Origin of the sequence: Alteromonas sp. KUL17, from assembly GCF_006538305.1 — a bacterium.
GTDB lineage: Bacteria > Pseudomonadota > Gammaproteobacteria > Enterobacterales > Alteromonadaceae > Alteromonas > Alteromonas macleodii.
Genome location: NZ_BJKJ01000004.1, coordinates 136,696 through 150,613, shown reverse-complemented (window position 1 = coordinate 150,613; position 13,918 = coordinate 136,696). Strand labels below are relative to the sequence as shown.

Here is a 13,918-nt window from a genome sequence, read left to right as displayed (position 1 = left end):
TCTGAGTCATCGGTTAAACCTAACTTTCATTACTTAGTTGGCAATCTTTGTCAATGTTTGCCATAGTTTGAGGGTGGTGAACATTCGGAAATAGACAATGGCAACTTTAAATGTGTCGCTTCCTGACGAAATGCGTACGTGGATTGATGAACAGGTAAAAACTGGCAAATTTGCTATTGCTAGTGATTATATCCGCGATTTAGTACGTCGCAATCAGAGTGAGCGAGAGGCAATTAGCTTAGCTCTCATAGAAGGTGAATTGAGTGGGAAAAGTGATAAGAATGTTTTAGATATTATTCAAGCTAAGAAAACTCGAGCCTCAGAATGAATAAATATACCCTCTCTAATAAAGCAGAGGAAGATATCTCCGGGATTTACGATTATTCAGCCAATATTCATGGCGTAACTCAAGCTGAAGCCTATCTTGTTGCCCTACACGAAGCTCTAGTTATTCTGGCGGAAAAACCTAGTTTCGGTACTTCAGCAGAGTATATAGGAAAGAATTACTTTCAACTGCCAGTTCATAGGCACATGGTCTTCTTTAAAAAGTCGATGACGGTACTTTCGTCATTAGGGTACTTCATCAACAGATGAAATACTCTATACATCTATGCGATTGAAATACGAAGGAAAGACCCAGTAATGTGGCGGAAGCGTCAAGTTAAATAAACTGATAACGACTAAACAAGGTATCTGGCTCGGGAATAGTGATTTTCCCGTAATGCCGTTTTACCAAACCTTCTTGTTGAAGTTCACCTAATAACTGGTTCACCGTTTGCCTACTGCTATTTATCATTTGCGCTAAAGACTCTTGCGAAAGGGTTAGCGTAATCGCGTTATGTTTGGGCAAATGCTGACCGTAACTGGTGGTAAGCATTAAAAGCCGCTTTACGAGCTGATGCTTAAGGCTAAGACCCGCACTTGAGTCAATAAACTGAAAAGCGCTGCGCACTCGCGTGCATAAAAGGCGAGTGAAATGCGGGTAGAGTTCAGGATATTGCTCAAGCAGTGCTTTAAACGCGTTCTTTTGAATAATCGCCACCGTGCAATTTGTCTCGCAGAAGTTGTCGTGAGTACGAGGGAGGTCGTCAAACATCGATATCTCACCAAACCAGGTGCCGGGGCCCAGTAGCGCAAATAGCATTTCGCGACCATCCACGCCCACAGTGACAACTCTTAAACGGCCTTCGCATACCCCATAAAAACCGACACCGTCTTCACCTTTGGCATGCAGTTGCTGCCCAGCTTTTAAGTGTTTTAGACGCATCTTGTCGAACATGGCTTCCTGCAAATAGGGTGGAAGCGCGCTAAACCAAGTAGAGCTAGCGAGAACAGGTTTAAATTTTTCCATTTAACAAATTTCTTACAATGTCGTATATCCGACAGTGTATAGCAATTACTGCGCGTAATGTAGGCGGTAAGAAAAAGTAAGTGGAAGTTTCCTTGAAACGCTCAAGGTATCGAGCCTTTCAATTAGGGAACACCCGCCCCAAATGAAATCAATTTGTACGTTAAAAGAGTAAAGCTATGACAGATTCAGTAAAGTCGAAAGTTAGCAGTGAAGAATGGCAAACCCGTGTTGATCTAGCCGCATGCTACCGCGCAGTCGCTATGTATGGTTGGGACGACCTCATTTTTACTCACATTTCTGCTCGTGTTCCTGGGCCTGATCATCATTTCTTAATCAATCCTTACGGTTTAATGTTTGATGAAGTTACTGCATCAAGCTTGGTTAAAGTTGATCTTCACGGTAACAAAGTAATGGAAAGTGAATACGACATTAACCCAGCAGGTTTTACTATTCATAGCGCTGTTCATGAGGCTAGAGACGATGCCAAATGTGTGTTGCATTTGCATACAGCAGAAGGTGTGGCGGTATCCATTTTAGAAGAAGGGTTGCAGCCATACTCGCAGCAATCGCTTTTTCCGCTGGCGTCGCTTTCCTATCATGCCTACGAAGGCGTGGCGTTGAATCCAGAAGAAAAAGTGCGATTGGTTCGCGACCTTGGCGATACCCAATTTATGATTTTGCGCAATCACGGTCTTTTAACCTGTGCAGACAATATTCCCGATGCATTCTTGTTTATGTTTATTATGCAGCGCGCCTGTGAAATTCAGTTAAAAGCGCAGGCCACAGGCAAGCCGCTTATTCCAATTCATTCGGCAATTCTAGATGGCATTCGTACACAAGCCGATCAAGTCACTCGGCAGGCTGGTGGTTCGTTAGCATGGCCGGGTATTAAACGACGCGTTGAACGCCGTTTCCCTGGTTACGACAAGTAACTATTTAAAGTTAACGTTATCCAATACCACGTTCGCAAAGGATGAAGTGGACAAAAAACGTGAGCTAAAGCGGTTTGCTCTAAGCGTTCCCGTTTTAAAGGATTGTATGAACTTCGGCCGTCTCTTTAATGTTGCGGCCAAACGTGCATCAAAATGACGTAAATTAAACGAATCACCGATAAGATAAATCAAGGGCGCTGGGTTACTAAAAGCCTAAGTTAAGGTACACTTAGCGCCATGAAAATACTTCTTGAAGATACCATTCCGTTTGGCACCGATTACCTTAATAGCGTAGGTGAGGTTGAAACCTATGCGTGGCAATCTCTTGTGCCTGAAATGCTGCGCGATGTAGATATTCTTGCGCTACGTTCTACCACTAAGGTTACCCCTGAACTGCTGACCAGCGCTAGCAAGCTCAAGTTTGTTACTACGGCAACGGCGGGGACCAATCATCTAGATAAAACGCATTTAGATAGCGTGGGTATTATGCATAGCAGTGCAGCAGGCTGTAATGCCGTAGCGGTTGCCGAGTACGTGTTGAGTGTTTTGCTGCACGCGCAAAAAGCCCAAAAGCTCGATTTATATAATGCGACAGTGGGAATAGTAGGTGCTGGTAATGTGGGAACTGCATTATCAAGAATTTTAACGGCAATTGGCGTTAAACACTGTCTGTATGACCCACCGCTACAGCAAGCGCTAGCAAAATCAGGTAAGAATGAGCACAACGGTCAGTCATTTGTAGACTTAGCGCAAATAGCAAAGTGCGATGTTATTTCGCTTCACGTGCCTTTTATTAAAGGCGGCGACTATCCTACATATCAGATGATAGACGAAGCGTTTCTGGAAGAGTTAACGTCAAAACAGCTGCTTATAAATGCATGCCGAGGTGAGGTTATTGATGAAGTGGCACTATTTAGTGTACTTCGAGGTGAAAAACCGCCAACGGTGGTACTCGACGTATTCGACAATGAGCCTGCCATAAATACAGCATTATTTGACTATGTTTGGTTCGTTACACCACATATCGCGGGGCACTCTGTAGAAGGCAAAGTGCGCGGTACGCAAATGATTTACGAGCAAATTTGTGACGTAGTGGGCAAAGCCCCAGACAAAGTGCTTAGCGACTTTTTAGAGAAAACTAACCCGATCAAAGCTGCGTTAAATTCGCCAGAGGCGGTGCGGTTGTCGGTTGAGGATCTCATTGCCGTATTTCACAATGTGTATGATGTAGCTATTGACGATGAGATAACGCGAAACGCGTTTGCGTCAGGCCATAATGAAACGCCAGAGACACACATAGCAAATACGTTCTCTACATTGCGCAAGCAATACAGAGTGCGTCGCGAGTGCAGCGCCTATGCGTTACACTTGCCAAAAAACACCAGTAAGCAAATCCAAGACACATTCACCAAACTGGGCTTTCACGTTAGCCTGGTTTAGTTTTTTTTACATTAGGAGCATAAAGCATTATGTCGCAAGCGTTTGACGTAGCGGTACTTGGCGCCACAGGTTTAGTGGGCCAAACCATGATTGAACTATTAGAAGAGCGAGACTTTCCGGTAAACCGTTTGTATCCGCTTGCCAGTAAACGTTCAGCAGGTAGTACCGTGTCGTTTAAAGGCGAAGACATTGAAGTATTAGATGCTGATGATTTCGACTGGTCATTAGTGCAATTTGGCTTTTTCTCAGCTGGAGGCAGCATTTCTGCAAAATTTGCTCCGCTAGCGGCAGAGGAAGGCTGTATTGTTATCGACAATACTTCAGAGTTTCGTTACGAGCCAGATATCCCACTTGTGGTGCCAGAAGTTAACGCCCATGCACTGGCAGAGTTTCGCAATAGAAATATTATTGCGAACCCAAATTGCTCAACCATTCAAATGTTGGTTGCACTCAAACCTATTCAAGACGCGGTTGGTATTGACCGTATTAATGTATGCACGTACCAGTCAGTTTCTGGTGCAGGTAAAGAAGCCATGGAAGAGCTGGCTAAACAAACCGCAGGTTTGCTAAACGCACGTGAAGTAAAGCCAGAGTCGTTTAGTCGTCAAATTGCCTTTAACGTTATCCCTCAAATCGACGTATTCCAAGACAACGACTACACCAAAGAAGAAATGAAAATGCTGTGGGAAACCCAAAAAATCATGGGCGATCAGAGTATTTTGGTAAACGCGACGGCCGTGCGTGTACCGGTTTTCTATGGCCATGCTGAAGCTATCCACCTTGAAACGCGTTCGCCAATAGATGCGCAGCATGTTAAAGAGCTTTTAGCCGATGCGCCAGGCGTAACAGTTTATGACGGTAATGAGCAATTCCCAACGCAAGTAAGCAGTGCTAGCGGCAACGACATTGTGCATGTAGGACGTATCAGGAATGATATTACTCACCCTTGTGGTTTAAACCTATGGGTAGTGTCAGACAACATTCGCAAAGGTGCAGCGACAAACAGCATTCAAATTGCTGAGACACTCATTCGCGACTACTTGTAAGTATTTTACAGAGGGTCAGCCTCTGATTAATCGGATAAGCACAGGAAAAGGTAAACATTTTTCTGTGCTTGCCGATACGCAATGAAAGGGGCATTGCCTGTTGCAATGAAGCGGCACTATTCAACGGGATAGAAAGACAGCACTCTAAGCTACTGAATGACGGTTTTTAGTGAAAATTTGAGCATTAGAGCGCTTCAATACTACTGTCTAACTAGATCACCCTTAATAACTGGTTTATAGTTTGTAAAGTTAGGAATAGAACAACGTTAAAAACAATACTCAGTCAGACACTTAGGCGAAGGGTAAGAACTCTATAAAGCGCAAATAAATCTTACTGCTAAGTTCAAAAAGACTGTAAAACGCTAGCTTGATTATTAATGGTTTCAAGGTGGCTTAAGAATAAAAATAAAAGCCAATATTTTCTTCCGTACTGATTGGCTAGAAAATCCGCCCATACGTCTCGGGTGGTAAAGACGCTTGAGGGCATATAGGACTGCTATGAAATTGCATTTGACGGGCTTACTTTTACTAACACTTTGTTTGTCTGGCCCTATCATCACTGTTGATGCACAAGAACGCGCTACCTTCTTAAAAGGTCCCAAAGACGCAACTGACCAGTATTCAGGCCTGGAATATGGCCCTATCGACGCCAACGATACCTTATGGCGTATTGCTGAGCGCTATCGCCAAAACAATAACCTGAGCGTATATCAGGTTATGACCGCCATTTACGAGCTCAATCCAAACGCATTTGAAAACGGCAATTTAAATTTATTAGTTGATGGTGCGGTATTAAAGTTACCATCAGAGCGCTATATCGCTAGAATTGATAAGCAAAAAGCCCAGATGCGTGCTGAGCAGGATGATAGAGCATTTGCTGAAATGCTTAATAAACCTGGCAGTAGCGTAAGAAACATCAAGCCTGCATCTCCTTTAGTCAATCAACAAGACTTGACGCAAACCCAAACTGATATTGAGCAGAAAATCACTCGCTTGGATCAGGAGCAAACCCGACAATTTGACGAACTGCGTATGCAGTTTGCAGCCTCACTGGAAAATGTTGAAGCGATTCTTAACGAAAACAGACGCTTGTACGAGCGTGTTGAGGCCGTTAATGGCGAACTAGAAACCTTGCGTGGGCAAGTCGAAGGAGATGTTAAGAGCCAACTGGATATGCAAGTTGCGCTTCAGCAAGAACTGCTCGACATGATCAAGGCCGAGCAAGCGCAGCGCGAAGCAGAAAAGCAGTCTTCGTTTTTAAGCGCACTTACCAGCCCTCTGAGTCTAATTATAGGCTCGGCAATTCTGTCACTATTGTTAGTTGGTGGCCTTATCATGTGGCTGCTTAAACGCAACAATAAGCCTGAAGAAGCGCCTGCGGCTGGACCTACGATTACAGCCGATAACGATGAAGTGCCGGTACCTGATTCTGACATTGGCGATCTTTCAAGTGCACTGGCCCCTGACTTTGATGATAAAGCAGAGTTGTCAGATGATGACTTGTTCAATGACGACGACCTACTTGATGACGTACTTACATCAGATTTAGAAGAAAGCCTAGATGACGAACTAGAAACCTTCGCCGACCTTGAAGACGATATGTTGGTGCCAGACGATGGCAGTGATGACTTGTTTGAAGCTGGCGATGATGAGCTTGATCAAAGTGAACTAGATAGCCTGTTCGATGACGATGACCTGTCAGATAAAGTATTAAACGAAAACGACGCTGACGACCTTGAAGGCTTTGACCTGTCAGGGGATGACGACATCTTTGATGAAGATTCTGCCGATGAAAGCGAGCAAAAGACGGAAGTTGCTGAAGAGGGGGCATCTTCGGATGACGATGATTTTGACATTGATGACTTGCTTGATGATGTACAAAGCCAAGACGCGGCAGAACTTGAGAGTGATGAGCTAGATGAGTCGGGCGACATAGACCCTGACGACATACTGGCTGAGGTCAACGGAACCGCTGAATCTGACAATGTTGATGACGACGATATCGACGCGTTGCTTGCCAGCTCGGTTGATGATTTATCTGACGCTGGCGAAGAAACAGAAAGTGTTTCTTCTTTGCCAACCGTAGAAGATGAGGACGATAAGCCTGAAATCAGTATTGACGATTTGCTAGAAGAGCACGGCGTTGATGCAGGTCTTACTGATGAGCTAGACAGCAATGACGACCTTATCAATGAGGATATGCTAAGCAAGCTCGACGACGAGATTAATCAGCAAAATAAAGAAATTGATAAAATCACCGACGATTTGTTAAATGAAATTGAGCAAATCGAAATGATGGGTGGCCTAGGTGAAGAAGATGACGAAGACGAGGATGATCTTGAGGAAGAAATAACAACTTCTTCGCCGTCGCCGCAGTCTATTCAGAGTCTTGATGCCATTACCGACGATTTAGACGAAATAGTCACCGACGAAATCGAAACTAACGCGGACTTCAGTGACCCTCTTTCCGATGAGCTTATTGCTGAGCTACAGGCGGAAGATGAGCTTGCTGAAGAGCCTTTAGCGAATCAAATGCCCTCAGCGGATCAACAGCCCTCAGCTGATGAAGAGCTTAATGAAAGCGCTTCTAGCGATTTACCTACTCAATCCGATGAGGAAGGTGATTTTGACGATCCGTTTACTGATGAACTACTTGCAGAGCTTGAAGCAGAGTTGGATGGCGAGCCTGAAATTAGTCCTGAAGCTCACGAAGAAGACGTAGGCCTTGAAACGCCTGAAGGCGATGAAGAAGATGCAAGCGAAGATGATTTTAGCGACCCGCTAACTGATGAGTTGCTTGCTGAACTAGAAGCTGAAGAATCTAAAAGCAGTGAAGATGTCGATTTGCTGACAGACGAGCTACTTTCTGAGCTTGAGTCTGACATAGAACCAGATGATGAAACAGATACAGAGTTCGAACCTGAAGTCGAGTTTGAGTCAGAACCAGAAGCTGAGCTAGAAGCTGACTCGGAAGATGAAGTAGAGCTTGAGACGGAAGCCGAAGGTGAACCAGAGTCAGAACTAGATTCAGAGCCGGAGTTTGGCACTGAGGTAGAAGCAGAAAAAGACGCTGATATTGAGCCTGAACTAGAAACAGAACTTGAGTCTGAACCAGCGACGGAGTCAGAGCTTGAATTTGAAGCTGAGCCTGAGCTTGAATCTGAATTAGAACAGGATATCGATTCTGAAACAGAACAAGACCAAGAACCAGAAGAAAAAGTTGAACCTGAAACTGAAGCTGAACCTGAAGCCGACTTGGAAGATGAAGTAGAGCTAGAGGCGGAAGCCGAAGGTGAACCAGAGTCAGAACTAGATTCAGAGCCAGAGTTTGGCACTGAAATAGAAGCAGAACAAGACGCTGAGCTTGAGCCTGAATTAGAAACGGAACTTGAATCTGAGCCAGAGCCGGAATCAGAGCTAGAATTTGAAGTTGAGCCTGAAGCCGACTCGGAAGATGAAGTAGAGCTAGAAACGGAAGTCGAGGCAGAACTAGAGCCAGAAACAGACGTAGAGCCAGAGCTCGACGCTGTTGATGAAGACGCTGAAGAAAAGGCAGGACAAACGTCAGACGATCCACTAGATGACGCTATTGAAGCGTTTGAAAGACAGATGATGGATGATATTCCTTCGTTCAGTCAGATGGATACGGAAGAGCCATTAGCGCAGGAAGAGCCCTCAGCACAGGAAGAACCTTTAGCGGGAGAAGAGCCATCAGCGCAGGAAAAGCCATCAGCGCCAGCGGAAGATGCTTCAGCAGAAGACAGTGATGAATACGACGACAGCCTGTTAAACGCTGCGTATGACGAAGTAGAAAGCTTTGAATTAGAGCAAGAAATTGACGGTGTAGTAGACGGTGAAGATGAAGGTGACAAAATATCATCAGAATCTAGCGCTGCTGAAGAATCGAGTTCACCTGAAGAAACTGATTTAAACCAAAGCGATTCAGATAAGAACAGCGAAGAAGACTTTAACGAACTTGACGATGTTCCTGGCCTTGACGACTGGCTGTCTGCTTCCGATGACGACGATCATGTAGACGACAACGAGATTCTTGACGATCTTGACAGTGCGGAATTCGATGAGCTTCTTCAAAGTCTTGAGTCAGACGCTATTGTTGATACAAGTGATGTCGACACCAGTGAAATCGAAAGTGATGACGGTCAGGAGCCAGAAGAATCTTCAGCAGAGAGTGAAGATACTTTCGAACTTGAGCAGGAAGATGATGAAGCCACATTCGAGTTAGAAGGGGGTGACGACAACCTTGGATTCGACGAAAGCGATGATACGTTTGAACTAGACGAAGAAGATGAAACCTTTGAGCTAGACGAAGATGGTGCTTTTGAGTCTGAGCAAGAAGACGACGAAGATACTTTCGCCCTTGAAGAAGATGATTCGGAACTTGCATTAGACGACCTTGAAATTCCAGATGATGTGGAATTGGATATTGCCACACCAACTGAAATTGAAGAGGACGAACAAGAGGCTCAATCCGTTGAGACTGAAAAGGCTCAAGAGGATGATCTTAAACTCGATAACCCTGATTTAGATCTTGCCGCCTTACTTAGTGATGTCGATGGTGAAAGTGACGCGCAAACGCCACCAGAAGACTTCCTTGATGTAGAGGCTTTAATGGACGATGGCGATGATGCAGACGCTATTGACCCGGATAGCCAAGCGCTAGATCTTGATGTAAGTTTATCTGACTTCACAGGTGTATCTGATGAAGATACGGTGATTGATATAGATAAAGACGCAGGGCAGAACGCTAACCTGGACTTAGCTCGCGCTTATATTGAAATGGACGATGTGGACGCTGCAAAAGAGTTGCTTGAAGAAGTAATGAAAGAGGGTAGCGAAGAACAAAAACAGGAAGCCGCATCGATTTTAGCGAATATTGCTTAAGTAGTTTGCTCTTATGCGCATAACCGCGCTCTCGTTTGAGATTTTGGACGGCCAGTATATTTACAAGATATACAGGCCGTTTTTGTTTTAGGTGATGTACATTTATTTTCTATGACCTAAAAGAGTTTTGCGTATTAGCGGCATTGCATGTTGCAAGCGACATGACTACACTTAGCGCCTTTTCAGAAACGGGGTAATACAGATATGGGGCGAATTGCCTTAGGGATTGAATACGACGGTGCTGCTGTATACGGATGGCAACGCCAGCGTGAAGTACCAAGTGTTCAAGAACATCTTGAAAAGGCACTATCGACAGTAGCCAATGAACCCATTGAAGTACAATGCGCTGGACGTACCGATGCTGGTGTACATGCTACTGGGCAAGTGGTTCACTTTAACTGTGATGCACCACGCTCAGAGCGCGCTTGGACACTCGGCGTAAATGCGAATCTGCCTAACTCTGTTGCTGTTACTTGGGCAAAGAACGTCAGCGATGACTTCCATGCACGTTTTTCTGCTACCCATCGCCGCTATCGTTACGTTATTCATAACGCGAAAATGCGTCCTGCTATTCTCCATTCCGGTGTTACTCATATTCACCGCGAATTAGACGAGAAAAAAATGCATGTTGCCGCACAAGCATTGCTAGGTGAGCAAGATTTTACCTCGTTTCGCGCAGCGCTGTGCCAAAGTAAAACACCATTTCGCAACGTTACTGATGTAAGCGTATATCGCCAAGGGCGATACGTTATTATCGATATTCGCGCTAATGCTTTCTTGCATCATATGGTTCGCAATATCACGGGCGCGCTTGTTGAGATTGGGGCAGGGGAGCAAGACGTAAATTGGATGGCTCACTTGTTAAGCCTGAAAGACAGAAGTAAATCTGCAGCCACGGCGAAGCCAAATGGGTTGTACTTGGTCGACGTCACTTACCCTGACGAGCATGGTTTACCTAAGCCGCCTTTAGGACCACTATTCCTTCCAGAAGCCTAATCTATCTACCTTCGCCTTTAAATTTTTCAATCTGAGTTAGCTGCACATCGCGTAGCAGTTAACTCAGGTTGTATTAAAGCGTGTATCTTCAAATCATCCCCTGCCAACTTCTAAGACCAGTTTTGTTTTTTCCATTTCGTTGTATTGTGGTCTAATAGCGCGCTATATTAGGTAGCTGTTCTATTGTGTTACGTATTTTTTCTTTGTAATACAGTATGAAACTTAAAAAATTAATGTGTTGTTGACCACAAGTATGAACAAACATCAATCGTCATGGTCGGCAAACAAAAAACAAAGGATTCAATTTCCATGAGCTGGATTCAAAAAATTCTTCCTCGCACGCAAACATCAACCAAAGGTAACGTACCAGAAGGTATCTGGACAAAGTGTGGTTCATGCCAAGCAGTGCTGTATAAGAGCGAACTGGAAAAACTTCAGGAAGTTTGCCCTAAGTGTGACCATCACATGCGTATTACGGCACGCCGCCGTATCGATGCGTTCTTAGACGATGGCGATCGCGTTGAGTTAGGTGCAGAGCATGAGCCACAAGACGTACTTAAGTTTAAAGACTCTAAGCGCTATAAAGACCGTATCGTTGCCGCACAAAAGGCAACGAACGAAAAAGACGCACTAGTGGTAATGCAGGGCAAGCTAAAAGGTATGCCGGTAGTGGTTGCGTGTTTTGAGTTTGCGTTTATGGGCGGCTCAATGGCATCGGTTGTAGGTGCTCGCTTCGTTGCTGCTGTTAATGCATGCTTAGAAAACGATATGCCGCTTATTTGCTTTAGTGCTAGTGGCGGTGCGCGTATGCAAGAAGCACTGATGTCGCTAATGCAAATGGCTAAAACATCTGCAGCGCTTGCTAAAATGAGTAAGAAAGGCCTGCCTTATATTAGTGTACTTACAGACCCTACAATGGGTGGTGTATCTGCAAGCTTGGCGATGCTTGGTGACGTAAACGTAGCCGAGCCAAAAGCGCTAATCGGCTTTGCGGGTCCTCGCGTAATCGAACAAACAGTAAGAGAAAAGCTGCCTGAAGGTTTCCAACGCAGTGAGTTCCTTGTTGAGAAAGGTGCAATTGATATGATTGTTGACCGCAGAGATATGCGTGATAGATTACACAGCCTGTTGGTTAAGTTGCATTATAAGAATTAGTGAATAACGAAAACAATCTAAATACTGGCTCAGCGCCACACGCAGAAAACGCCTCAGCGTCTTCATCTTCGCAAAAAAGCCTGAGCCAGTGGTTATCCTACCTAGAATCTATTCATCCTAGCGCCATCGATATGGGGCTAGACAGAGTGAAAGAAGTGGCCAATGCCATGGCACTCTCACTCAGCCAGTCTTTGGTTATCACTGTTGCAGGCACAAACGGTAAAGGCACAACGTGCCGCTTACTCGAGCAGGCCATGCTTTCGCAAGGCAAAAGTGTTGCGGTATACAGTTCACCCCATTTAACCGACTATCGTGAACGCGTGCGTTACAACGGCGAATTACCGCCTGCCGATGAATTTGTAAATGCATTTGAGTTTGTTGAAAGCGCGCGAAAGAGCACGGCTGGCGAACCTATTACTCTAACTTACTTTGAGTTCGGTACACTGGCTGCCATGAAAATGATGCAGTCATGGGCTGTTGATGTGGTCATTCTTGAAGTAGGCCTAGGCGGACGTTTGGATGCCACCAACATTATTGATCCCAATCTAGCTGTTATTACGACTATCGATCTTGACCATCAAGATTGGCTTGGTAATACCCGCGAAAAAATTGCTCGGGAAAAAGCGGGCATTATGCGCAAAAACGGCAATGCTGTGGTTGGTGAACTGTTTCCTCCATCATCGCTTTACGATGTGGCTAACGAGCTACAAGCTAACGTACGTTGGGCTACTCAAGATTTCGAAACAGTGGTATCAAGTGATTACGGTGAGTGGAGCTGGAAAGGGAAGAGCAATAGTTATACGTCGCTACCTTATCCTAAAATTCCGCTTCAAAATGCGAGTACAGCGTTGGCCGCGCTGGAACTTTTAGATTTACTGCCCGAAGAAAGCGTGGTAAGAGATATTATTGAGAACACCACCATGCCAGGGCGCCAGCAGACTATAAGTGAATCGCCCCTGGTAGTTGTAGACGTTGCCCATAATCCACAGGCGACGACAGCTATGCAAGATTGGCTAAACCGTTACGATGTAAGCCAAATGCGCGTTGTGGTGGGCATGCTAAAAGATAAGTCTATTGCAGAGACCGTAGCGCCACTGGCGACACTTAATGCCAAGTGGTACGTAGCGTCAACGAGTGGTCCTCGGGGCTGCAGGGCAGAAGTACTTGAAAATGCACTTGTTAATGCCGGCACAACCATAGAGAATATAGACACGTTTCAGGACGTGACCTCGGCATATCAGCGCGCGCTTGCAGATTATCAAACTGGTGAACTTATTCTCGTTTTTGGTTCTTTTGTTACCGTAGCAGACGTGCTTGCTGAGCAAAACTAACACGCGCATTGTAGAGTAAAACCGTGTATTCAAGCAGGAGAGCACAGTGACATCGGCATTAAAGAATAGACTGGTGGGGACAATTATTGTTGTCGCCCTAGCGGTAATCTTTTTACCAGACTTTCTTGATGGCAAAAAGCAAACAAACAGAGAACCTTTTGTCTCCGTACCTGCTAATCCGCCTAAAAAGCCCATCGTAGAGCCAGAATCTTTTCCATCAGAGCGCGTGGCGAAAGCTGCGGTGCCAGCGGTTGAAATTCAAGATGAAACGGCATTAGATGATGATCTGGATTCTTCTGGCGCAGGGGAAAGTGGTCGTGCAGGTGAAGCCACTACCGCAAAAGCGCCAGCGGTGAAAGCCTTTGAAGAAGAGGACAGTCTAGCAAGCCAAACGGTGGTTAATACAAAAAGTGCCGCAGACGATGACGCTGGTTGGGTTATTCAACTTGGTAGCTTCCGCCACGAGAAAAACGTAAAAGCGCTGTTAGCTAAGCTAGAAAAGGCTGGATATCGTGCGTTTAGTCGCAAAATTCAGACCAGTTCTGGCCCGCTTAATAAAGTTTTCGTTGGCCCGGATTTAGACAAGGAGAAACTGGAATCGGCACTACCTCACTTAAAGGAACTCACGAGTCTTAAAGGTAAGGTCACTACGTTCAAAGTTGAATAGTGCGCATTGTTCCTGGTGCTTGTCGAATTAAGCACGGACAGAGCAACAGGGATTGGTATTACAGACTAGTAATATTTTTATCTTCTGTTAGAATGCGC

At 45.1% G+C, this 13,918-nt stretch carries 11 protein-coding genes; 10 read left to right on the top strand and 1 reads right to left on the bottom strand.

The features are described 5' to 3' along the window. Positions 1-97 precede the first annotated feature (97 nt). Both KUL49_RS05435 and KUL49_RS05430 read left to right on the top strand, forming a co-directional pair. Positions 98-328 carry a type II toxin-antitoxin system ParD family antitoxin gene (locus KUL49_RS05435; protein WP_131136563.1) on the top strand — a complete coding sequence of 77 codons (231 nt, stop codon included), beginning with the start codon at positions 98-100 and terminating at the stop codon, positions 326-328. After that, complete coding sequence (locus KUL49_RS05430; RefSeq protein ID WP_131136562.1) at positions 325-594, top strand: type II toxin-antitoxin system RelE/ParE family toxin; 270 nt, start codon at positions 325-327, stop codon at positions 592-594. Before KUL49_RS05435 ends, KUL49_RS05430 begins: the two co-directional genes overlap by 4 nt. A gap of 67 nt (positions 595-661) precedes the next feature. Here the strand turns inward: KUL49_RS05430 and KUL49_RS05425 are convergent, their stop codons facing one another. Then, entirely contained in the window at positions 662-1,351 is a 690-nt protein-coding gene (locus KUL49_RS05425; protein ID WP_069944556.1) for a Crp/Fnr family transcriptional regulator, read from the bottom strand. Positions 1,352-1,527: 176 nt separating this feature from the next. Between KUL49_RS05425 and KUL49_RS05420 the strand changes: the two genes are divergently transcribed. The 8 genes from KUL49_RS05420 to KUL49_RS05385 all read left to right on the top strand — a co-directional run bounded on the left by KUL49_RS05420 (position 1,528) and on the right by KUL49_RS05385 (position 13,820). Further along, positions 1,528-2,283, top strand: a complete 756-nt coding sequence (locus KUL49_RS05420; protein WP_039225270.1) for a class II aldolase/adducin family protein — start codon at positions 1,528-1,530, stop codon at positions 2,281-2,283. Positions 2,284-2,520: 237 nt separating this feature from the next. Then, positions 2,521-3,723: a 4-phosphoerythronate dehydrogenase gene (locus tag KUL49_RS05415; RefSeq protein WP_131136561.1), complete on the top strand. Its 1,203-nt coding sequence runs from the start codon at positions 2,521-2,523 to the stop codon at positions 3,721-3,723. 29 nt (positions 3,724-3,752) lie between these two features. Further along, the gene (locus KUL49_RS05410; protein ID WP_014979671.1) at positions 3,753-4,769 is read left to right on the top strand and encodes an aspartate-semialdehyde dehydrogenase; all 1,017 of its coding nucleotides are present in this window, start codon (positions 3,753-3,755) and stop codon (positions 4,767-4,769) included. 498 nt (positions 4,770-5,267) lie between these two features. Next, the gene (locus tag KUL49_RS05405) at positions 5,268-9,671 is read left to right on the top strand and encodes a FimV/HubP family polar landmark protein (protein WP_131136560.1); all 4,404 of its coding nucleotides are present in this window, start codon (positions 5,268-5,270) and stop codon (positions 9,669-9,671) included. Between the two features lie 204 nt (positions 9,672-9,875). Further along, positions 9,876-10,667 carry a tRNA pseudouridine(38-40) synthase TruA gene (truA, locus tag KUL49_RS05400; RefSeq protein ID WP_131136559.1) on the top strand — a complete coding sequence of 264 codons (792 nt, stop codon included), beginning with the start codon at positions 9,876-9,878 and terminating at the stop codon, positions 10,665-10,667. Between the two features lie 309 nt (positions 10,668-10,976). After that, a complete protein-coding gene (accD, locus tag KUL49_RS05395; RefSeq protein ID WP_014949945.1) occupies positions 10,977-11,822 on the top strand; it encodes an acetyl-CoA carboxylase, carboxyltransferase subunit beta in 846 nt (281 codons plus the stop codon). Continuing rightward, a complete protein-coding gene (folC, locus tag KUL49_RS05390) occupies positions 11,822-13,153 on the top strand; it encodes a bifunctional tetrahydrofolate synthase/dihydrofolate synthase (RefSeq protein WP_131136558.1) in 1,332 nt (443 codons plus the stop codon). The genes accD and folC overlap by 1 nt, the downstream gene beginning before the upstream one ends. 46 nt (positions 13,154-13,199) lie before the next feature. Then, entirely contained in the window at positions 13,200-13,820 is a 621-nt protein-coding gene (locus KUL49_RS05385) for an SPOR domain-containing protein (RefSeq protein ID WP_131136557.1), read from the top strand. Positions 13,821-13,918 lie beyond the last annotated feature (98 nt).

Excerpts from the sequence above, each read along its gene's own strand:
- KUL49_RS05425 (WP_069944556.1), bottom strand. The coding sequence starts at position 1,351 with ATGGAAAAATTTAAACCTGTTCTCGCTAGCTCTACTTGGTTTAGCGCG.
- truA (WP_131136559.1), top strand. The coding sequence starts at position 9,876 with ATGGGGCGAATTGCCTTAGGGATTGAATACGACGGTGCTGCTGTATAC.
- accD (WP_014949945.1), top strand. The coding sequence starts at position 10,977 with ATGAGCTGGATTCAAAAAATTCTTCCTCGCACGCAAACATCAACCAAA.
- KUL49_RS05415 (WP_131136561.1), top strand. The coding sequence starts at position 2,521 with ATGAAAATACTTCTTGAAGATACCATTCCGTTTGGCACCGATTACCTT.
- KUL49_RS05420 (WP_039225270.1), top strand. The coding sequence starts at position 1,528 with ATGACAGATTCAGTAAAGTCGAAAGTTAGCAGTGAAGAATGGCAAACC.
- KUL49_RS05435 (WP_131136563.1), top strand. The coding sequence starts at position 98 with ATGGCAACTTTAAATGTGTCGCTTCCTGACGAAATGCGTACGTGGATT.
- KUL49_RS05430 (WP_131136562.1), top strand. The coding sequence starts at position 325 with ATGAATAAATATACCCTCTCTAATAAAGCAGAGGAAGATATCTCCGGG.
- KUL49_RS05410 (WP_014979671.1), top strand. The coding sequence starts at position 3,753 with ATGTCGCAAGCGTTTGACGTAGCGGTACTTGGCGCCACAGGTTTAGTG.
- KUL49_RS05405 (WP_131136560.1), top strand. The coding sequence starts at position 5,268 with ATGAAATTGCATTTGACGGGCTTACTTTTACTAACACTTTGTTTGTCT.